20 protein-coding genes and 1 tRNA gene are annotated in these 21,858 nt (G+C 45.9%); 5 read left to right on the top strand and 16 right to left on the bottom strand.

Annotation, left to right across the window (positions count from 1 at the left end; translation table 11 throughout):
- Positions 1-3 precede the first annotated feature (3 nt).
- The 4 genes from clpX to ZMTM_RS06205 all read right to left on the bottom strand — a co-directional run bounded on the left by clpX (position 4) and on the right by ZMTM_RS06205 (position 3,751).
- Positions 4-1,284: an ATP-dependent Clp protease ATP-binding subunit ClpX gene (clpX, locus tag ZMTM_RS06220; RefSeq protein WP_221765425.1), complete on the bottom strand. Its 1,281-nt coding sequence runs from the start codon at positions 1,282-1,284 to the stop codon at positions 4-6.
- A 79-nt stretch (positions 1,285-1,363) separates the two neighbouring features.
- Positions 1,364-2,008, bottom strand: a complete 645-nt coding sequence (clpP, locus tag ZMTM_RS06215) for an ATP-dependent Clp endopeptidase proteolytic subunit ClpP (RefSeq protein WP_318840544.1) — start codon at positions 2,006-2,008, stop codon at positions 1,364-1,366.
- Entirely contained in the window at positions 2,008-3,312 is a 1,305-nt protein-coding gene (gene tig, locus ZMTM_RS06210) for a trigger factor (protein ID WP_221765424.1), read from the bottom strand. Before tig ends, clpP begins: the two co-directional genes overlap by 1 nt.
- Before the next feature lie 354 nt (positions 3,313-3,666).
- Positions 3,667-3,751 (bottom strand) — tRNA-Leu (locus ZMTM_RS06205).
- Between the two features lie 276 nt (positions 3,752-4,027).
- Here ZMTM_RS06205 and ZMTM_RS06200 point away from each other — a divergent pair.
- The 4 genes from ZMTM_RS06200 to ZMTM_RS06185 are packed head-to-tail and all read left to right on the top strand — an operon-like array spanning position 4,028 to position 10,006.
- Positions 4,028-4,276 carry a hypothetical protein gene (locus ZMTM_RS06200; RefSeq protein WP_221765423.1) on the top strand — a complete coding sequence of 83 codons (249 nt, stop codon included), beginning with the start codon at positions 4,028-4,030 and terminating at the stop codon, positions 4,274-4,276.
- 24 nt (positions 4,277-4,300) lie between these two features.
- Positions 4,301-5,746, top strand: coding sequence for a TolC family protein (locus ZMTM_RS06195; RefSeq protein ID WP_221765422.1), 1,446 nt, complete (start codon positions 4,301-4,303; stop codon positions 5,744-5,746).
- Between the two features lie 27 nt (positions 5,747-5,773).
- The gene (locus ZMTM_RS06190) at positions 5,774-6,844 is read left to right on the top strand and encodes an efflux RND transporter periplasmic adaptor subunit (protein ID WP_221765421.1); all 1,071 of its coding nucleotides are present in this window, start codon (positions 5,774-5,776) and stop codon (positions 6,842-6,844) included.
- A 42-nt stretch (positions 6,845-6,886) separates the two neighbouring features.
- A complete protein-coding gene (locus ZMTM_RS06185; RefSeq protein ID WP_221765420.1) occupies positions 6,887-10,006 on the top strand; it encodes an efflux RND transporter permease subunit in 3,120 nt (1,039 codons plus the stop codon).
- A gap of 3 nt (positions 10,007-10,009) precedes the next feature.
- On the opposite strand, the gene ZMTM_RS06180 is transcribed toward ZMTM_RS06185, so the two are convergent.
- The 5 genes from ZMTM_RS06180 to ZMTM_RS06160 form a co-directional block, all read right to left on the bottom strand.
- Entirely contained in the window at positions 10,010-10,393 is a 384-nt protein-coding gene (locus ZMTM_RS06180; RefSeq protein ID WP_221765419.1) for a 4a-hydroxytetrahydrobiopterin dehydratase, read from the bottom strand.
- A gap of 15 nt (positions 10,394-10,408) precedes the next feature.
- Positions 10,409-11,038 carry an amino acid kinase family protein gene (locus tag ZMTM_RS06175; protein ID WP_221765418.1) on the bottom strand — a complete coding sequence of 210 codons (630 nt, stop codon included), beginning with the start codon at positions 11,036-11,038 and terminating at the stop codon, positions 10,409-10,411.
- A gap of 78 nt (positions 11,039-11,116) precedes the next feature.
- Positions 11,117-12,502, bottom strand: coding sequence for an aminodeoxychorismate synthase component I (pabB, locus tag ZMTM_RS06170; protein ID WP_221765417.1), 1,386 nt, complete (start codon positions 12,500-12,502; stop codon positions 11,117-11,119).
- Positions 12,502-13,557 (bottom strand): hydantoinase/oxoprolinase family protein, encoded by a 1,056-nt coding sequence (locus ZMTM_RS06165; protein ID WP_221765416.1) that lies wholly within the window; start codon positions 13,555-13,557, stop codon positions 12,502-12,504. The genes pabB and ZMTM_RS06165 overlap by 1 nt, the downstream gene beginning before the upstream one ends.
- Complete coding sequence (locus ZMTM_RS06160) at positions 13,550-14,608, bottom strand: ATP-grasp domain-containing protein (protein WP_225907117.1); 1,059 nt, start codon at positions 14,606-14,608, stop codon at positions 13,550-13,552. The genes ZMTM_RS06165 and ZMTM_RS06160 overlap by 8 nt, the downstream gene beginning before the upstream one ends.
- A gap of 26 nt (positions 14,609-14,634) precedes the next feature.
- On the opposite strand from ZMTM_RS06160, the gene ZMTM_RS06155 reads away from it, so the two are divergent.
- Positions 14,635-15,345 (top strand): HisA/HisF-related TIM barrel protein, encoded by a 711-nt coding sequence (locus tag ZMTM_RS06155; protein WP_221765415.1) that lies wholly within the window; start codon positions 14,635-14,637, stop codon positions 15,343-15,345.
- Positions 15,346-15,418: 73 nt separating this feature from the next.
- Here ZMTM_RS06155 and fae read toward each other — a convergent pair whose 3' ends face one another.
- The 7 genes from fae to mch form a co-directional block, all read right to left on the bottom strand.
- Positions 15,419-15,955 (bottom strand): formaldehyde-activating enzyme, encoded by a 537-nt coding sequence (fae, locus tag ZMTM_RS06150; protein WP_221765414.1) that lies wholly within the window; start codon positions 15,953-15,955, stop codon positions 15,419-15,421.
- 332 nt (positions 15,956-16,287) lie between these two features.
- A complete protein-coding gene (gene hxlB, locus ZMTM_RS06145; protein ID WP_221765413.1) occupies positions 16,288-16,830 on the bottom strand; it encodes a 6-phospho-3-hexuloisomerase in 543 nt (180 codons plus the stop codon).
- 109 nt (positions 16,831-16,939) lie between these two features.
- Complete coding sequence (gene hxlA, locus ZMTM_RS06140; RefSeq protein ID WP_221765412.1) at positions 16,940-17,578, bottom strand: 3-hexulose-6-phosphate synthase; 639 nt, start codon at positions 17,576-17,578, stop codon at positions 16,940-16,942.
- A 200-nt stretch (positions 17,579-17,778) separates the two neighbouring features.
- The gene (tal, locus tag ZMTM_RS06135; RefSeq protein WP_221765411.1) at positions 17,779-18,732 is read right to left on the bottom strand and encodes a transaldolase; all 954 of its coding nucleotides are present in this window, start codon (positions 18,730-18,732) and stop codon (positions 17,779-17,781) included.
- A gap of 260 nt (positions 18,733-18,992) precedes the next feature.
- The gene (locus ZMTM_RS06130; RefSeq protein WP_221765410.1) at positions 18,993-19,865 is read right to left on the bottom strand and encodes a triphosphoribosyl-dephospho-CoA synthase; all 873 of its coding nucleotides are present in this window, start codon (positions 19,863-19,865) and stop codon (positions 18,993-18,995) included.
- A 10-nt stretch (positions 19,866-19,875) separates the two neighbouring features.
- Positions 19,876-20,838: an ATP-grasp domain-containing protein gene (locus ZMTM_RS06125; RefSeq protein WP_221765409.1), complete on the bottom strand. Its 963-nt coding sequence runs from the start codon at positions 20,836-20,838 to the stop codon at positions 19,876-19,878.
- Positions 20,839-20,873: 35 nt separating this feature from the next.
- Complete coding sequence (gene mch / locus ZMTM_RS06120) at positions 20,874-21,857, bottom strand: methenyltetrahydromethanopterin cyclohydrolase (RefSeq protein ID WP_221765408.1); 984 nt, start codon at positions 21,855-21,857, stop codon at positions 20,874-20,876.
- Position 21,858: the final 1 nt, after the last annotated feature.

Here is a 21,858-nt window from a genome sequence, read left to right as displayed (position 1 = left end):
AAGCTATGTACCGCTTGCAGACTCTGCAACACGCGGCTCATCTGAATAAATCAATATAGGAGGATTGTTGCCTGTAATCACACCTTCATCCACAACAACCTTAGTCAGATTGTGCATGGATGGCAGGTCAAACATGATTTCGAGCAATGAATGCTCCATAATCGAGCGTAAACCACGTGCACCTGTTTTTCTTTCCAACGCTTTTTTAGAGATCATTTCCAGCGCTGAATCTCTAAACTCAAGATCAACACCTTCCATTTTAAAGAGCTTGGCATATTGCTTAGTCAATGCGTTTTTGGGCTCAACCAGAATCTTCATTAAAGCCTCTTCATCGAGAGACTCAAGCGTAGCCACTGATGGCAAACGCCCTACAAACTCAGGAATAAGACCAAATTTAATCAAATCTTCTGGCTCTACTTCACGTAGTACTTCACCAATTGATTTTGCGTCATCTTTGCTTTTAACTTCCGCACCAAAACCAATACCACCTTTTTCTGAACGGCGACGAATGACTTTATCCAGACCATCGAATGCACCACCACAAATAAACAGGATATTAGTGGTATCAAGCTGCACGAACTCTTGATTTGGGTGCTTGCGGCCGCCTTGTGGGGGCACTGACGCGATAGTACCTTCGATCAGCTTGAGTAACGCTTGCTGCACGCCCTCACCCGATACATCGCGAGTAATCGATGGGTTATCTGATTTACGTGAAATTTTGTCAATTTCGTCGATATAAACAATACCGCGCTGTGCCTTGTCAGTATCGTAATCGCATTTTTGCAGTAACTTCTGCATGATGTTTTCTACATCTTCACCGACATAGCCAGCTTCAGTGAGCGTGGTTGCATCTGCCATGACGAAAGGCACATCAAGTACGCGAGCAAGGGTTTGCGCCAACAGTGTCTTACCTGAACCAGTAGGGCCAATTAGCAAAATATTACTTTTTGCGATCTCTACTTCGTCTTTTTCTTTACCCTTTGATTGATCAAGGCGCTTGTAGTGGTTATAAACGGCCACAGCCAAGTTCTTTTTGGCCTGTGATTGACCAATAACATATTGATCAAGAATGTCACAAATTTCTTTGGGGGTAGGTAAACCACCATCACGTGGTTTTAGGCCATTTTCGCCCTGCACTTCTTCGCGAATAATGTCATTGCATAAATCAACGCATTCATCACAAATGAATACGGATGGACCTGCAATAAGCTTTCTGACTTCATGCTGGCTTTTGCCACAAAACGAGCAATAAAGTAATTTTTCGCTGTCTGCTTTGTCGCTCATGTATGTTCCAGTTCAACCCTAAATTAATTTACAACTTAATAATTGCTGCTAGCTTTTTACTAGCATGTTTGATGCCATGTTATGCGGCATCAGTACGGTTTGCAATCACCTTGTCTATCATGCCATACGCCACTGATTGATCTGCGCTCATAAAATTATCGCGTTCAGTATCACGATCAATCTCTTCAGCGGTTTTACCAGTATGGTGCGCCAGAATAGTATTCAAGCGTCCACGCAGATACATGATCTCTTTTGCATGGATTTCAATATCACTAGACTGGCCTTGGAAACCACCAGAAGGCTGGTGAATCATCACGCGTGAATTCGGCAGGCAGAAACGCTTACCTTTAGCGCCAGCGGCCAACAAAAATGCGCCCATGCTGGCTGCTTGGCCAATACACAAGGTGCTCACATCAGGCTTGATAAACTGCATGGTGTCATAAATCGACATACCAGCAGTCACAGAGCCGCCTGGCGAATTGATATAAAGCGAAATATCTTTATCTGGGTTTTCAGCTTCAAGGAATAGCAATTGCGCAACAACCAAGTTGGCTGTCATATCATTCACTGGGCCAACCAGAAAAATAACGCGTTCTTTAAGCAGGCGCGAGTAGATGTCGTAAGCACGTTCGCCACGACCACTCTGCTCAATCACCATAGGGACTAAACCTAGACCTTGTGGCTCCCACTGGCTTTGTGATTCTGTACTGTTATGCATTTGCATTAAGCATTTCCCATCAATTCATCAAATTTGACTTTTTTGTCACTGACTTTTGCAGAGGCAAGTACCCAAGTGACTACGTTTTCTTCTGTTGCTAACGCTGCTGGCTCATCCAGACGCTTGGTATCTTCATAGTACCAACGTACTACATCAGCTGGTCGCTCAAAGCTTTGTGCGAATTGATCAACCATTGCACGGATCTGGTCTGGGTTGGCTTGCAGCTCATTCTTAACAACTAGTTCAGACAGAATCAAACGCAAACTTGCATGGCGCTTGGCTTGGTCTTCAAACATGCTAGGTTCAAGTGTTACATTGCTTAAATCTACACCACGACGCTCCAAATCATTCTTGGTAGATTGCATCAGGCGATTAATTTCGGCACTAATAATTGCTTTAGGTAATTCAATTTCAACATTCTCAAGCAAGGCTTTAAATACCTGTTCTTTAACATTGGCACGCACACGTTTGCTAACTTCTTGCTCCAAGCTTTGTTTGATTTCAGCCTGCATCTTTTCAACATCGCCATCTTCAACACCCAAGGTGCGAGCGAAATCAGCATCTAATGCTGGCAATATAGCTTGTTCAACACTAACAACAGTTACGTCATAAGCCACTGTTTTTCCCGCCAACTGCTCTGGCTTATGGTCTGCAGGATAGTTAATTTCAAATGTTTTGCTGGCACCTGCTTTATTGCCAAGGATGCTTTCATCAAACTCAGGCACTCGACCGCCCTCACCCAATATCAGTTGGATGCCTTCATCGCCAGAGCGTTCAACTTCAGCGCCATCAATCGATGCAATCAACTTGATAGCAACTTTGTCACCCTTTTTTGCAGCGCGTTTTACAGGCTCATAAGTAGCGCGTTGTTTAACCAGCACATCGATGGTTTTCTTCACATCAGCTTCACCCACTTCAAGCGCTGGGCGCTCAATCTTAGCCTTGCTTAGATCACCGATTTTAATTTCAGGGAATACTTCAAAGGTTGCAGTGTATTCAAAGGCCTCAGCAGCTTCGCCAAAAGGTTTGTGCTCGATATTAGGGAAGCCTGCCACGCGCAGCTTGTTTTCTTCAACAGCATCAGAAAAAGTACGCTCAACGGTATTTGAAAAGACTTCATCACGCACTTGCGCACCGTATTGTTGCTCTACCAGCTTCAATGGCACCTTGCCTGGGCGAAAGCCAGGTAATTTAGCTGTGCGTGCCAAGCGGTTAATACGCTGTGATACTTCATCTTGAAGTGGTTTAAGTGGCACTGAAATAGTGATGCGACGCTCAAGATTACTGATGGTTTCAACGGTTGCAGCCATGCTTTATTCCTTAAATCTTCTAAAATTGGCTTTACGAAGTTGGACTAACATTTTGTCGCCAGAACTTCGCCACCAAATTTTTATAGTGTGTTGTTAAATTGACCCGAAATGACTTTAAATAGTTTTTATTGAATGCAAATACATTGACGCTATTAACCGTTTTTTCAAACACACAGAAATATGGATGACTCATACGGTTATTTATTCAGATATTAGGCCGTAGCTTTTAATTACAAGTGTTAACAATTAAAACTTAAGCCCAGCCAAATCAATAGTGATTTTATCATAGCAGATGCGTAAATATAACCCGAAGTTTGCATAGGCTTATTGAGGGGGGGTCATATTACTTTAAGATGGTGCGAAAGGAGAGACTCGAACTCTCACGCCTTGCGGCGCTGGAACCTAAATCCAGTGCGTCTACCAATTCCGCCACTTTCGCAGGTATATTTTTAGAATCATTCATTAACTAGTAATGACTCTAAATAAATTGCAGCAAAGAATTATAACTGATTCTGCATGTTGAGAGAACTGCAAATTCAAGATTCAGCTTAACTAATGGCATGCAGCTGCAATCTTGTTGCCAATATCATTTAAGCATTGACGCCTGCCCACCTAAGATAGGATGATAGCTTTCTATTTTATGCCGACTATATATTTAGTTATGCGACTACATTAGCGGCCTAATAGCCGCTAGAAGATTACGAAAGAAAATGATATGCAAAGCTCTATCAATCAAGAAGAAATCAACATGCTGCGTTCAGAAGTCGAATTGCTGATGAAAGAACGCCATGCCCTACTTAAAGTCACAGGCGCCGCCGCTGGCCTAGTGGCTGAACTAGATAGCCACGACTTACCACAAGGCACTGTTGAAGCCGCTGAGCTGCTAGCTACAAGCATAAACAGCCTGACAGAAGAAACTTTGCAAGATGCCCTCAATGCTGTGCATGCGGCTATTGTTGGGTAAGTAAAACCATTCCGCAGTATAGCCATGCCTAAGCATCAAAGAATATCCATCAAATGGATGACTTTGTTTCTAGCAGGCATGACTGCTGGATGTGGCTTTCAGACTTATCAGCCAAAACCGCTACAGCCAGAAAAACTGGCATCCAATTACCTCGCCCATGACCCCAACAGCCCAGCTTTCCGCGAGTTTTTAATCACCAGTGGCTACCCCGAAGCACAGATACCGATTCAACACTGGGGTTTGCGCGAGCTTACTTTGAGCGCTTTATATTTTCATCCGCAATTCAATGTAGCCCGCGCGCAATGGCGCGCTGCTGTTGCGGGTGAAATTTCTGCAGGGCAGCGCCCTATTCCCGGCATATCTGGCGACCTAGAAAAACACAGTAATACCGATGGTGGTGTCTCGCCCTGGACTTATGGACTCTCCATAGACATTCCCGTCGAAACCGCAGGCAAGCGCCAGGCTAGGATAGATCGAGCGGTTAGCTTATCTGAAGCCGCGCGTATTGATATTGCACAGACCGCATGGCAAGTGCGTAGCCGTTTATTCAACAGCCTGATTGATTACCAAAACTCCGTTGCCTTGACAGAAATCCTGCAAAAAGAAGTCGACCTGCGTAGCGAAATAGTCGCCATGCTGCAAGCAAGGCTAGAGGCTGGCATGATCTCAAGCATTGAATTAAGTAATGCGCGCTTGCTGCTGCTGAAAGCCCAGCAGGCACTGTCTAGCGAACAGAATAACCTGCCAGCATTGAAGGTCGCGCTGGCGAGCAATGCTGGACTTAGTCTTGAAACATTAAATCAGCTCACACTAGATAGGCTTGCCATCAATGACCATGCATTGGCTTTTGATGCTCAAACCAGCGCAGATATGCAGCAAACCGCGCTGCTTAATCGACTCGACATTCGCGCAGCCCTTGCTCGCTATGCGGCGGCTGAAGCAAAACTAAGGCTAGAAATCAGCAAGCAATATCCTGACGTTACCCTGTCACCTGGCTACAGCTATGACCAAGGCGATAACATCTGGTCGTTAGGGATTAATACGCTGTTGACATTTATAAATAAAAATAAAGGCTTAATAGAAGAGTCTCGTGCTTTACGTGAGGTTGAGGCGGCACAGTTTGAAGTCTTACAAGCAAATGTACTGACTAATCTGGCACAGGCTAAAGCATCTTACCAAGCCGCATACACCACATTAAACCAAGCAGAAAAACTAGAAAAAGATAGCGAAGCACGTACATCACAAATACAAAAGCAGTTTGATAGCGGCTATGCGGACCGGCTTGAATTTGCAACATCAAAACTAGAAAACTTGTTGGCGACCCAAAATATCATCAATGTTGAATATACCTCGCTAAGGGCTACTGCTGCACTTGAAGATGTATTGCAGAAGCCAATCTCTGATACAAACACAGTGCCAGACAACATTGAAACACTCACCCAAAAACCGACCACTCCTAATACGCCATAAAGCCGTAACAGAAGCTAGGACTTAATTATGAATAGAAAAATAGCGCTTATTATTGGTTTGCAGGCATTCATTATTATCTTGATGTTCTGGGTGATTGTGTTTTACGGCAAAGATGAATACGAAGCGTATTCACGTGATCAACAAGAAGAGATTGAAACGCCTAACCGCGTCAGTGCTGAATCTGGTGTTACCGTTGTTACTCTCAGCCCAGATACACAAAAACAAAGTGACATCACAACCAGCACACCCAAGGCCAGCAAGCATCAAGCTACATTGACTGCGCTGGGCACGGTAGTGAATCTCGATACCCTGATTGAGTTGCGCAGCCGCTACTTTGCTGCAACGGCAGATGCCGAGCTTGCACGTGCATCGCTCATCAACAGTCAGCAGGAATACAAGCGTCTGGCGAAATTAAATGAGGATAACCACAACATATCAGACCGCGCAGTCATTGCCTCCGAGGCTTTGTATAAGGCTGACCAGGCCAAACTCGCCGCCGCGGAAAATGCAGCGAACAATATTCGCGACACCATACGCCAAGGCTGGGGAGAAACACTAACGCTTGAAGCCACAGCACAACCAGCCAAGCCTTTATTTCAGGGTTTATTGAGCTATCAAGAAGTATTAGTGCAAGTCACCCTACCTTTCTCAGCCGCGCTCCCCAAAGCAGGTAGCACCATCAACATTACCCCGACTGGCACACAAACCAAATCGATTGTCGCCAGCTTTGTTTCTGTTTCCCCCACTACAGATAATAGTAGTCTTGGTAAAACATTTTACTACCGTGCCGCAGCCGACGATTTGCGCGCTGGTATGCGCATCAAGGTGGATCTGGCAGAAAACAGCCATCTATCTGGGGTATTGATTCCCAAGTCAGCTGTTGTTTGGTACGGTGGCAAAGCATGGGTTTATAAAAAAATAGACAGTGATCATTTCAGCCGCCAGCCAGTGAGCGCAGATACTGAAACCGATGATGGTTGGTTTAATCCAGCAGGCGTCACCTCAATTACAGCGCAAGATGAGATTGTGGTGAATGGCGCGCAGTTACTGCTATCAGAAGAATTTAAATATCAGATCAAAAATGAGAACGGAGATTAACTTGGATAAGTTGATCTTTCATTCGGCAGGGGCAACAGAATCATGATGTCCGCCATCGTCAGATTTTCCATTCGCTTCAGTGGTGTCATTATCGGCCTTGCGGCGGTGATTGTTATTTATGGGATTTATAGCCTGACCCATAGCAATCTGGATGTATTCCCTGAGTTTTCTCCCACTCAATTAGTCATTCAGACCGAGTCGCCAGGTTTATCGGCCGAACTAGTCGAGAGCATTGTTACGCAACCAATTGAGAATAGTATTGCAGGCACGGTAGGTATTGATGTCATCCGCTCGCAGTCCATTCCTGGCTTATCTGTAGTGAGCGTGACATTTAAAGAAGGCTCAGACATTTACCGCAATCGTCAGGTAGTCGCAGAGCGCCTTACCACCCTGAGTAATCAGCTACCGCAAGGCATTACGCCGAATATCACACCGCTGACCTCTTCAGCAAGCACAGTGATGGGTATCGCCATTACCTCAAAAACTCGCACCCTGATGGAATTGCGTACATTGGTCGATTGGACGATACGCCCGCATTTGTTAGCTGTACCCGGTGTGGCTGATGTCAATGTGTTCGGTGGCGAGGTCAAACAGTTCCAGGTGCAGGTGAATCCTGATGCATTGATCCGTTACAACGTGTCGCTTCAAGATGTGATGGATGCCACTAAAAAAGCCACAGGCGTGCGTGGTGCAGGCTTCATCGAAAATAATAACCAGCGCATTGTCATTAACAGCGAAGGTCAGTCACTCACGCCTCAACAATTGGCGCAAACCACCCTTATTCATCGTAATGGCCAAACCATCAGGCTCGGAGACATTGGTACTGTTATCGAAGCGCCAGCGCCTTCAATTAGTGCGGCGCAAATCAATGGCCAAACTGGCGTTTATCTATCGGTTCAAGGTCAGTTGGGTGCTAATACTAATGGCGTAACAAAAGCCATTGAGAAAGCTTTAACCCAGCTCGAGCCGTCATTAAAAACTGAGCATGTCACTTTGCATCGCGGCCTTTTCCGCCCAGCTAACTTTATTGAAACCGCCATTAGTGGCGTACAGACCGACATATTGATTGGCTCAATATTGGTCATCAGCATACTGTTCCTCTTTTTGTTTAATGCCCGTACCGCCTTTATTTCTGCCACCGCCATCCCTCTTTCGCTATTAAGCGCGATTGTGGTCTTAAACCAGTTCAACATCGGCTTTAACATCATGGTGTTGGGTGGCCTGGCAATTGCGCTGGGTGAAGTAGTTGATGATGCAATTATTGATACAGAAAATATCTTCCGCCGGCTGCGCGAAAATCGGTCATTGGCAGTGCCAGCGCCTATTTATCAGGTGGTATTCAATGCTTCGATGGAGGTCAGAAGCTCTGTGGTGTATGCCACCGTGATTGTGGCCATGGTATTTGCCCCATTACTCACACTAAGCGGCGTTGCAGGCAAGTTATTTGCCCCCTTGGGGTTTGCATACATTGCAGCGATTATCGCGTCCTTAGGCGTTGCATTGACCCTCACGCCTGCGCTCTGCTACCTGCTGCTTGGTAATGCCAAGTTAGATAGCGAAGACTCACCGATGATACGTGCCATCAAAAAGGTGTATGTCAAATGGCTGTACCGTATTGAAAAACATTACAAAGTGGTCATTGCATCATCGCTGATGGTGATTGCGCTTGGGTTAGGCATATTGCCTTTATTCAAAAGCCAGTTCATACCCAACCTGTACGAAGGCCATTACATCATGCACATGACAGCCGTGCCTGGCACTTCGGAGCAGGAGTCATTGCGCATAGGCAAAAAAGTAACGGAAGTCATCAAAGGCATAAAAGGTGTGCGCTCCGTAGCCCAGTGGGTAGGCCGCGCACCGAATGGCGCGGATACTTTTGGCACGCATTACAGCGAGTTTGAGATTGAAATCGGTACGCTTTCAGGTGAAGAACAAAAACGCATACTGGAAGAAATACGCGAGAAAATTTCGGGTTATGACGATGACGGCCCCGCTCCACCAGGTTTCGTTGGCGTCAATTTTGCCATCAATACTTTTCTGACTGAACGCATAGAAGAAACCATTTCAGGCTACGCCGCCTCAGTCGTCATCAACATCTATGGTAATAACCTGGACACTCTGGACTACGATGCCCAAAAGATTGCGGGTGTACTAGGCAGCATAAAAGGCGCTAAAGATATTCTGGTGCAATCACCGCCTGGTACGCCACAACTCGTCATCAGGCTAAGCAAAGAGCGCATGCTGCAATATGGATTAAGTGCTACCGATATGCTAGACACCATACGTGCCGCTTACGAAAGCGTGCCTGTAACCCAGGTGTATCAAGGAAATCGCGTGATTGGTGTGAGCGTAGTTATGGATAAAGCTTCGCGCCAAGATATTACCCAAGTCGGCAAATTGCCCATCATCAATAGCGAAGGCAAGGTGCTACATCTAAGTGATGTGGCGGATATCAGCCAGGAAAATGGCCGCTCCAAAATATTACACTCCGGCGCTAAGCGCATTCAAACCGTGACTGCCAATATCGTTGATCGTGACATCCAGACCTTTACCGATGAGATGAAAGCGCGGATTAAACAAGAGGTACAGCTCGCTCCTGGCAACTATCTGGCTTTTACCGGTGCAGCTGAGGCTGATGCGCAATCCCGTGATGATTTGATTATCCACTCCGTGCTGGCAGGGGTAGGCATATTCCTCATGCTGTATATCGCATTTGGCCGCTTGCGTAACCTCTTATTAACCTTTGCCAACCTACCCTTTGCACTCATCGGCGGCGTACTTGCCGCTATGTTCACAGGCGGCTGGATTTCACTCGGCTCTTTAGTAGGCTTCGTCACTTTATTCGGCATTACGCTACGCAACTCCATCATGCTAGTTTCTCACTACCAACACTTGGTGGATGAAGAGAACATGATTTGGGGGCTGGAAACGGCGATTAGAGGCGCATCAGAGCGCTTACCTTCAATCTTAATGACTGCACTGGTTACAGCACTAGGCTTGCTACCTTTAGCCGCTGGTAGCGGTCAGCCAGGGCGTGAAATTGAAGGCCCAATGGCAACTATTATTGTGGGTGGGTTGATCACTTCGACGATACTCAACTTACTAATTTTGCCGACGATTATGTTGCACTTCGGAAGATTTGAAAAACGGGAAGATAATTAACAATTAATTATCATATTTGATGTATTTAAATCGTGCGTCCTCATTTGGCGTACCTTCCAAAGAACCGCCATCTTTACCTGGCTGCCATTGAATCACATCTTCAATCTTTTTTGCCAGCTCCCAATCTTTATCAGTAATCCCTTTAGCACTATGGGTGCAAAGTTTCACGATGACAAAGGCATAAGAAACGGTGAGATCCGGGTGATGCCAAGCTGCCTCTGCTAGGTGGCCTATGGTGTTAACCACCATTAACGTTCCTTTCCATCCGCTGGTTTTGTATTTGCGACGTATCCAGCCATCTTCAAAATACCAGTGTGGAAATTCAGCGGCGATCTTGGTGTTTATTTCCGCTTCAGTATATGTACGTTCATTGCTTGACTCAGCCATATTAGACTCCCAGCATTAGTTCCAAGAACATCGAACGGGCAAACCTGTTTCAACCAATATCTCTTCCGAAATCTTCTCGCTAAATGCTGTGTAATCCTGACGGCCAACTACCCATGTATTGAAGTTTCTACCGACGATATAATCGCCAAAATGGTCGTCCACATAACCATCTTTAGTCAGGCGTTCAAGCGATACTTGATCTACGCCCTGTGGGCGCTCCGATTTAACAAGAATCAGATGTTCTGCATTGAGTTTGCTGGCCAGCCAGGCAGCGAGGCTATCGGACGTCACCTGCCACGTAGTGGGAATGGTGTCGTCAGCACAGACCATTTTTGAGGGTAGCCAAACAATCGCGCGATGTTGCCAGCCACGTTCCGCGATTTCAAGCTCACTTTCAGCAGTCACTAGCTTGGGGTTTAAGCCTGCCATAAGTACGCCAAATTGATCCATCGCCATCACCGCCATCTGGTGTGCCACTGCGTCGCTACAGCCACTAATCACTTGGGATTCATGGACCGCATCGGCCAGTATTCCGCCGCCTGGAACAATCACAATCTTGCCATCACCGTGCTGCGCGAACACTTCAAGCCACTGCTTTAACTCTGGCGAACCCAAGAGGCTGCCGCCTAATTTAACAATCCACATGCAAAGCCTTTCTGTATTGTTTTTGTAGTGTATTACGGTGATGTATTAAGTGTAACAATTTGCTTAATAAGAGCTCGCTTAAATGATACTGAAATGCTGCATCAACTCTAGCATAGATGAAGCTTTATCCCAGGTTTCGCAGTACTCCTTTTGCATTTCCGAATCTGCAACAATTCCACCACCCGCCCAAAAACGAATCTCACCTTTAGAGTAAACTGCAGTGCGTATGGCAATATTAGTATCCATATTGCCATCAAACCCAATATAGCCGATAGCCCCGCAATAAACACCGCGCTTGTTTGGCTCCAGCTCTTCAATAATCTCCGCAGCACGCAGCTTAGGAGCGCCAGTGATTGAACCGCCTGGAAAACAGCCTTTTAGAAGGTCTATGGCGGTTTTGTCTGGCGCCAATTGCCCTGTCACAGTGCTGACTAAATGGTGCACATTAGCAAAGCTTTCCAGCGCAAAAAGGCGGTCTGCTTTTACAGAACCTATCACGCAGGTTTTGCTAATGTCGTTACGCAGCAGATCAACAATCATGAGGTTTTCTGCGCGGTCTTTGAGGCTGGCTTTCAAGTCATCCGAATTTTGCTTATCTTGAGTATTATCTGCCGATCGTGGACGTGTACCTTTAATGGGCCGCGTTTCAACATGATCGCCCTTCACCTGCAAGAAGCGTTCTGGTGAAGCAGATAAAATCTGTAATTCGGGCAGCTGCATATAAGCGAGGAATGGCGCAGGGCTGATTTTGCGCAAGTGCTGGTAGGCCAGCCATGCATCGCCTGTCGCTTGTGCACTGAAGCGTTGCGCAAGGTTCACCTGATAGCAATCACCTTCGTGAATGTAGTGCTGAATACGAACAAATGCCTTTGCATAAGTAGGTAAATCCATATTGGATTTAACCTCAGAGCTCACTTTGAAGCTCTTTTTTTCTGGCTCAGCGGGCTGACTCTCTACATCAAATAGCTCGCATAGCTCAGGCCATTGTTCTCGAGTATCAGCATCAAACTCATGGCTGACTAGCCAGGTCTTTTGCTCTCGGTGATCGACCACCACTGCCCAATCATAAATACCGACCATCATCTGTGGAATGTTTTCGCTATCCAAGGCAAGTTCAGGGAGGACTTCAATACTGCGCACCAGATCATAAGCAAAATAGCCTATCGCACCGCCTTCAAAAGGCAACTCGGTGTTTTCGATATGAAATGCGCTGAGTATATTTTTAAGAATAGTAAATGGGTCATCAGTAGAAACCCGCACACCCGTTTTGTCTGTGAGTTCGGTACCACCGTCTTTGCAGGTAATGGTTATAAATGGGTTAGCGCTCATGATGTCGTAACGGCCATATTGGCTCTGCGGCTGCCCGCTATCTAAATAAACGGCCCAGGGCATATGCACAATGCGCGCAAACAAAGTAGCGCTGTCGCTGGTATAGGCTATTTGATGTTTCAATAGTGCGCCCATCAATCAATTCTGCCTAAAGCAGCCACTGCGTATGCTGGCAGGCAGACCGCTGCCCAACGCTGATCATCAGATGAGTTACCTTTAACCAAGCTACTGCTTTCTATATATGATCGATCTAGCTGCCTGGCCAGTTCTCGCACCAGAAAGCTACCTGCGCCAGCGCCTATGATGGGTGCGTTTGTAGAGATTAGATTGCGAGAGAGCGAGCGTAGCACTGCGCTCTTCAAGCTGTCTATTTGTTCGTGTTTAAATGCTAGTGCTAGGCTAAGCCAGGCATCCATACTGGCATCACTCACATCTTGCCCAATCATGCGCGCCAATCGGCGTGCGCTTTCATGTGGAGTTTTACCTGTGCCATCGGCTGTTTCTGCCATGTCTTCAGCTTCGTTCAAATCGCCAGTTAACCTGTAAACATCAGCTGTAGTTGCAAAATGCTCTGCGGCTAGCTTACGCCACTCGCCAGCGAATGGGATTTGCGTCGTGACTGCCATCAAGGGCGTACGAATCACGCCTGTGTAAACCAACTCTTCATATTGCATGCGTTCAGCATCGCTAAATCCGCGATGTTGCGGACTGTTGCTGGCAAGCAAAATAATATCGGCTGTTGTGCTGCCAATATCAATAAAAACTCCCTCTTCAACTTTTTTGGCAATAAAGCTGGCACTGGCATGCCAATTGGCTGACGCGATTACAGGTACAGATGCTTTTATACTCGAAAAATCAACGAAGCCTTTTGGCCCAGCATAAAAACTAACATTACCTGATAGACGCTGTTGCATGCATTCTGCAATGTTGACTACGCCTGCATGGCGGTCAGGAAATATATCGGCGAGCTCACCCGTCATGGTAACTACATGGCTCGAAGGCTTTTGTTTTAACTGGCTGAGGATATGATCAATTGCGGCTTCAAGCTTATCAATGCCACGCCAAAGCGGGCAAGCCACCTGAATCACCTGAATTGCAACACCATCAGCATCAACTAGGGCTGCTTTCAGGTGTGCTCCACCGACATCCCAACCTAGAATGGTTTTCGGTGTAGCTGATGAATTAAGCATGAAGGGAAATATCCACAATATTGCGCGAGATAGCGGGCAATGAAAAAGGCTGCGTAAAAGATTGATTATAGTCTAAGTCTGCACTGAACAATTGGAGTATAAGCGCTGCAACATTGACGCCTGTGGCTTCACGCAAGCCAACATAAGACGTGGTTAAGCGTGGGTTGATTTCTAGCACGTATATCGCGGGGTCTTCAGTGTGTTCGCCACTATTATCCACAATCAAGTCTATGCCTACATAACCAGCCAAGGTTGGTAAGGCAGTAGCCACTTGCTGGGCGATGGTATCAAACGCTTGCCAATACTTAGCCATGCCATTGATGCTGCTACCAGCATAGCTAAAAGGAGTTGTATCGTGTTTTCTATCCAGTTCAATTTTTTGACTGTTGCAACTTAACAACCATGCCTTGCCATCCTTGCAAAGCATGGAAATACTGGCCGCGGTGCCCTCTTGATAGGGTTGCACAATATGACTATGAGTTCTTTCCCCAGCTTCTATCCAGTCGACCAACTTGAGGCTATCTTTAAAATAGGCGCTATCTTCACAACCTGCCCCATCATCAAGCTTTGCCACCCAACCATCACACTGACCTAGTTGCTGATCTTTAAACTCTGAAAACTTATACGTTGGAATGGTGGGAATATTTGCAGCAGCAAATGCTTGGTAAGTAGCACATTTGCTGGTTGCCACTTTGATGGAATCCAAACCACAGCCTAATAATTTCTTATATTGCTGTTCAACCATTTCACTAAGTTTGGCCAATATGCCATTGGTTTCTGGGGCGATGATCCAGACTGCATCTGACTCAGCAATACATTGATGCCAAGACTGCCAAACATCATCTCTAAAGGATATAGGTATCACCTTGTGAGCCTGATTTGGCATGGCAAGCCGAGCATCGTAAGTAGTCAGCACTTGAACGTAATCAATTTCTGATAAATCATGAAGCAATGCATCGCGCATCAATTCACCTTCCAGCGCTAACGATACGGTTAGTGCCTCGCGGTATAATCCACCGCCAGTGATAAATTCACATACAAAGATTTTCAAACACAGACCTTACTCATGGAATTCAATTGAAGATTATCCCTGTCATTGACTTACTTGATGGCCAAGTCGTGCATGCCAAACTTGGGGATAGGCAAAACTATCAAGCTATCATCTCGACATTATGCGACTCAAGCGAGCCGCTGGATATTGTGCATGCACTAATGAGATTATACCGATTTGATCGCCTGTATATCGCTGACTTGAATGCCATACAAAAGCACGGCAACCATCTCCAGATCATCACAGAAATTCAACATCATTACCCGAAGTTGGAAATCTGGTTAGACGCTGGATTTAGTGTGCTTGAAGCCACATTTGTATGGGCTGATTTGGACATCAGGTTGGTCGTAGGCACCGAAAGCTTGATAGATATAGCGGATTATCACGCCATCATGAAAGATGATGCGGCCAAAGAGATCGTATTGTCCCTAGACTTCAAGCAAGACGGCTATCACGGCCCATTAGCGCTTTTGCATGAGCCTTCATTGTGGCCAAAAAATGTGATTATTATGAGTTTGCCCAAAGTCGGCAGCGGCTTGGGGCCAGACATTAAGAAACTTAGCGAGTTCGTTATCAAGAATCCTCAGCATCACTTCTATGCTGCAGGAGGTGTGCGTCATGCAAAAGATTTGTTAGAACTCCACAAACTCGGCATCCAAGGCGCTCTTGTTGCAAGCGCAATCCACTCTGGCTTGCTCAATCAAAAGAGCATCAATGAAACCAGCCTACTGCGGTAATTGAAAACCCTTCGCACAAATAAATAACGCCTCTGAAAGAGGCGTTATTTATTAAACTCAGTTTAAAACTGAATTATTTTGCAGCGAATGGGTGTGATGACTCTTTATAAGCCTTCAATACATCAGCAACCTTAGGCTCGCGAGCGACAGCGCTCTTGATAGCTTGCTTAGTTGCTTGATAATTCCACTCTTGGATACGCTCATCAATATCAGCTTTGTGATCGATAAATACGCCAACGCAGATAAATACATCTTCAGCTTCAGCTTCAGGAATGGTGCCATCAGCAACACAATCCATCACCGCCATTGCAACACCGCGTTGCGCTGGGCCAAACATTTGAACTGCTTGTTTACCATTTTTAATGGTTACTTTATTAAACATTACAGTTGCTGGTTTGGTCATCAGATTAGGAGCAACAACAGCCAACAGGCCATTTACACCTTCTTTTTGATCGGTCAGTGTACGCACAAAAGCATCTTCTGCTGCGCTACCACGTGGTCCGATGATCAGGTCGATATGGGCAACGTTCAAAAGATCAAGACCACTGCCGTCTGGACGATTGTCAATAACAAGCGCCTCACCCACTAAAACACGATCAATAACAGCCATTTCATTCTCCAAATATTTAAGTTTCCACAAGTTGAATTATAGAAACAATTGTAGCTTTGCTTGATTAGCGCCGCCGAAAAAGGCTCCCGTCTGTTTAACGTTGAGCCGCGAAAAATTTGCTAGATTATTACATATATCTGACTAATTTTATAGGGTAATCGATTCCATATTCAATACATGACATTAATTGCGCATGGCTTAAGTATGTAAGTGGTACTCAATAAAAGTAGCCAAAATAAAACCGTAAATTATCACATCGGAATAATGTGTAAGTTACGGTTTTATTTGCTTAATCTATCAATTTAATATGACGATGATATGATTTAACCAGATTACTCAAGATTTGCGTGAATCGCACGCATACCCTCTTCAGTCAAACCCTTCTGATCCACTAAAGTTGCGATAGCAGATTCAAGGAAGATCAAGGTTGAAAGCTCAAACGTAGTGCCCATCGGCATACCATGCGTTTTAGCGAACAAATCTGTATTGTTAGCACCAACAGGTACTACTAAGTCAGCCAAGTCAGCCATTGTTGATTTAGCCTTCATGGAAATGACAACGAGTTTTGCACCTTGTGATTTTGCTTTTCTAACCAATGGCAACAAGGTTTCTGTTTCGCCTGAACCAGAAATAACGATGAATAAATCACCGCTTTGAATACTTGGTGTAACGATCTCACCTACCATACTCACTTTGTAGCCACTGTGCACCAAACGCATCGCAAAGAAACGTGAAACTAGACCTGAACGTCCTGCGCCACCGATAAAAATACGACCAGCTTCATCAACAATCTTGAGCAAATCTGCTTCAAGATTGGTTGGCGTTGCTTTAAGCACGTTGGTGATTTTATCTAAGATGAGTTGCTGAGAAGACATAATAGAAACCTCTAATTAATTGATTAAATGAAAATAGGATGAATTATAGGCATAAAGCAAAACCGACCCATATGGGTCGGTTTTGTGTATCACTACATGCGCTTAAAAATTAAGCACGTGCCAATGCTGTGATTTCTGCAGCAGCAGCAGCAGGATCAGCAGCACCGTAGATAGCAGCACCAGCAACAACGATGGTTGCACCAGCATCAACTACTTGGCGAACTGTAGCAGGCTTAACACCACCAGCAACAGAGATCTTCAGGCCAGTATTTAAACCAGCAACCAAAGCCAAGTCGGTGAATGGGGTTTGACCAGCAGCTTGTTGATCCAAACCAGTGTGAACACCAATGATGTGCGCGCCAACAGCTGCAACAGCTTTAACAACTTCAGCCTTGTTAGGTACATTGATCAAGTCAACTTGAGCTTCTTTACCGTATTTGTTAGCAACATCAACTACACCTTTGATGGTGCCGATGTCTGAAATACCAAGAACGGTAACAATGTCAGCACCAGCCTTGAAGAAAGGCTCAGCTTCGTAGTAGCCAGCATCAGCTGTCTTCAAGTCAACCAGAATCTTGTTGTTAGGGAATTTTGCACGCAGAGTTTCAAGAAGCTTGATACCGTTGTGCTTGATGCATGGGGTACCGATTTCAAGGATGTCTACGTGTGGAGCAACGGTTGTAGCCAGCGCTACGGTTGCGTCAAAATCTAATGAATCTAAAGCCATTTGAACTAATGGTTTTGCCATGATACTTCTCCAGTTTGGTTAAAAAGTTAATTGCTTTATGTGTTGGAAATCTATCTTAATTTGTAACTAAATGTTGTGTCAACCTCAAGAGTTGATTCCATCACAGCGGGACTACATTTGAAATTGCTGCATTAAAACTACTACCGAAACAAATAGCGCTGTAAACCAATGATTATACAGCGCTATTTAAGTCAACAGTATTACAGCTTTTCAGCCAAAGCTTTTTCAAGCTTATTTTGATCTACTACGAAACCACGGATACCTTCAGCGAGCTTTTCAGTAGCCATTGCATCTTCATTCAACGCAAAACGGAACTCTTCTTCAGTCAATCTTGCTGGAGGTGCAGATTTTGCGCCACCGTCTTTTAGTACTTGAACCAAAGTACCTTCGGTAGCGGCCAGATCTTGCAAGAGATTAGGTGAAACGGTCAGGCGATCACAACCAGCCAGAGCAATCAGCTCACCAGTGTTACGGAATGAAGCACCCATCACCACTGTTTTGTAGCCATGTTCTTTATAGTATGCGTAGATTTGACGAACTGAAACCACACCTGGATCTGTTTCCTGTGTGTATTCGGTGCCTGGATTCTTAGCCTTGTACCAGTCAAGAATACGACCAACGAATGGAGAAATCAGGAATACGCCCGCTTCAGCACAAGCACGCGCTTGGCCAAAACCGAACAGCAATGTCAGGTTACACTGAATGCCTTCTTTTTCCAGAATCTCGCCAGCTTTGATACCTTCCCAGGTAGAAGCCAACTTAATCAGCACGCGCTCTTTACCAACACCTGCTTCTTGGTAAAACTTAATCAGCTTGCGGCCTTTGGCGACCATTTTATCGATATTGAATGACAAGCGTGCATCAACTTCAGTTGAGATACGGCCTGGCACAACCTTAGAGATTTCAATACCAATCAGTACTGCCAGCTTGTCTGCTGCGTTTTCGATTTGCGCTTCTTTGCTGCCACCTTGTGCTTTTGCATAAGCAATTGATTCTTCAATCAGGTGTGCGTACTGAGGCAAAGTGCTTGCCTTAAGCAGTAAAGATGGGTTGGTTGTAGCATCGACTGGCTTAACAGACTTAATAGCTTCAACATCACCAGTATCTGCAACGATAGTGGTCATGGCCTTCAATTGATCTAACAGATTAGACATTAATGCTGCTCCTTAAACGATCTATATAAACAAAATTAACTATATTTGAATGAATACGATTATTTGCTGAGGCACAGTCCCCTTTTGAGGGAGTTGCATGTGAATGCAGCCTGCAAATAGAGTTGCGATATGGGCAACGATATTTCATGAGCTAATAATCCAATTCCTACTCATGAAACGATTATTAAGCTATCCACTGAGTATAACCGAAAATCGATGATTACTATACCCTAAGCAAGCAATCGGGCTGGAGTGAGTCGCTAAGCCTGCTTCAATACATTTTGCAAGTAACTGGCGAGCACTGTGGCTACAGTGAGGTCTGCACTGGTTCCAGGATTGATTCTTTCAGCCTTGAGCGCTGCGTCAAATTCGAGTAAAGCACGTTGATATAGTTTTGGATTTTCTTGCTCCAGCAAGCCGTATAAATATTCAGCCGCTCGCTGCTGAATTTCAGCGCCTTTGCTAGCGCCATATTTGCGCACAATATGGCTATCTGGAAAGCCAGCCATAAACGCCAGATGCACCGCACTCACCGCCCAAGATTCATTATTCCAGCGCGCTATTGCTGATTCATACTGCGCCAAGCCGACATCAAAAATATCAGTAAAACCATTGCTGTATTGCCTTGCTATCAAGTCGCGTTGCTCAGCAGCCTGCATGGCGGATAACAAGGTAACAGTGGGTTGCGCGTGTATGTCGTGTTCATCGGCATTACCTAAACCAGCGGGCGAAGCTTGCTCTACTGCTTGATAGGCTAGCACTGCATCTTCCAAGCTGAGGTTTTGCAATACTTTTGCTAGGGATTCCCTTAGCGATAAATGCATGCCATCTGTATAAGCAAGCAGGCTGGCTTGAATCATAGGAGCAGCTAAGAGAATGATGCCAAGGTTAGTGTTGCAGTTAACCGATTGCCAAGTCGCTTGCACGGCCGCCTTAATGCGCTGGCCTACGCCAATATCTAGCTGCGCCATGACTGATGCAGAAACTTCAGCGCTTAGAATGAAATCTTTGACCACCATACCGTGGCCATCGGCAAAGATATGCACATTGCCGGGCTTGAGCGCACTTAATTCAGCAAGGCAGGCATCTTGATAAGCTTGAGCGACTTCTACTGCAAAATCAGCCAGTGACATTATTCTAGCGTCAAGCAGAAGCATAGAGCGGAATCACGTTATTGCTCTGGTCAACATTCAGCAAGTGATCAACCAGCACCTGCGCGATATCCAGCTCAACCACGCTTTGCAAACCGCGCCAGGCGGGAATGCTATTAACCTCCAGCACATAAAGTTTGCCATCACGGTCGCGGATAATATCGACGCCACAATAATCAATATCAACTGCACGGGCGGCAGATTCTGCTAGCGTGTTCAATTCATTGAGTTCAGTGGCATTGGCAATGGCTTCGCTACGCGCACCCATCGCCATGTTATTGACCCAGCTACTACCGCGCCTGACCATGGCACCGATGGCCTTGCCATTGATAATGAAAACACGATGATCGTGCCAGCGGCCTTCCCCACTATCGATATAACGCTGTAGGTAATAGAGACCATCAACATGTTCATCCATAGGTACAGGCAAGCTATCGCCAGCAACAAGCTTACGCACGCCTTTGCCCTGCGAGCCGAACAAAGGCTTGATCACGAGTTGGTGGCCTGCATTAATCTGCTCTGCAATCACCTCATGCGCTTGCTGCCGCGATTCGCATATCCATGTCGCAGGGGTTGCCACGCCATGATAATGTAGCAAAAAACTGGTCATGGCTTTATCGACGGTGCGCTCAATTGCACGGCCATCGTTATAGACCCTGATACCTAGCATTTTCATAGCATGCAGAATATCCAGCCTGACTATCACTTGTTGCAAAGTACCGCCAGGGACGCCACGGACAAAAGCATAATCCGGCAGTTGCTGTTCGAAACCAGGGATGCGAATAATGGGTTGTGAAGGCTCTTGAGATGAATCGAGTAAAATTTGGCAATCTTTGAGCGAAACAAATACCGCCTCAAAACCGCGCACGGCAAACGCCTTTTGCAGGCGTTTACCGTGCCAGCCCGGATCATCCGTAAAAACTGGAACGCGATGGCTTAGAGGGTGATTATTCAATTCAGAACTTCATGCTTAAATATTAAAGCAGTATATTAAGAAGAATAACCAAATGATTGATCAATAAGACTTTCGTTTAACTTACCGCCAACAAAACTCTTGCCAGAATCGACAGCAGTTACAGTGACAGCGGCTGGGCTGAACAACAGAGGGTCAATCTTATAGAAGTCCATATTGACGCTCTTAAACACTTCAGCGAATGGGCGGCCATAATCACGCGAAGAGCTGCTAGGCAATTCAACAGCCAGCTTAGCCGCCGCTTCGTCAGACCCCTTAACAAAAATATGCGCATGGCCACCGAACAAAATAGCGTCATTGGTGCGCCCCATGCCGATGAGGAAATCAGGGGCTGGTGGCGGCACTGGTGCACTGGCCATGCCATCAACCACGTGATCCAGCGGGAAATGCAGGGTGTGAATTTTGTGCATTGCGACTTCAAGTACACGGGCAACGATTTGCACGCTACCAGCAAGACTGCGTGTAGGGGTCAGAATGAAGGTTAGTTTGTCAGCCGCCACACCAGTATCGCGTGATACTTTTTCAATCACCTCAGTCGGCGGCGCTTTATCACTTTCAAGCACCAGACAAGCTGAATCAAACTTATCTTTATATCCAAGCTCTTTATATAACTCTTCACGACCAGCAAGGGCGCGGCCTGGGCCTGAACCTAATGAAAAGAATTTTTCGTGCGAAAGACTCCAGCCAGCGTACTGGCTACCCAGGCATGAGAGGATAGGATTATTCGAGTGGACAGATAGCATCCATGGCCAGTGGGCAAACGTCGCCGAATTATGCAAACTAACGTGACCCAAGCCGCCCATGCAGATCTCCGCAACTAGGCGCCCTACTTCAAGTCCGCCCGCTGATTTGATACCCGCATCAATAATGGTCGCACCTGTTGCATGCTTTTCTACGCCAACGCGCAACGCGGCGGCATTGTCCACGAGATATTGCACCAGAGGGGCAGTTAGTTTATTAACACTAGGCCAGTTGCTACTATCAATTTGCACGTCACTCATT

The sequence above is a fragment of the Methyloradius palustris genome, assembly GCF_019703875.1.
Classification (GTDB): domain Bacteria; phylum Pseudomonadota; class Gammaproteobacteria; order Burkholderiales; family Methylophilaceae; genus Methyloradius; species Methyloradius palustris.
Note: the sequence above shows the minus strand (reverse complement) of the source record. Positions and strands in the feature narration are given on the sequence as shown.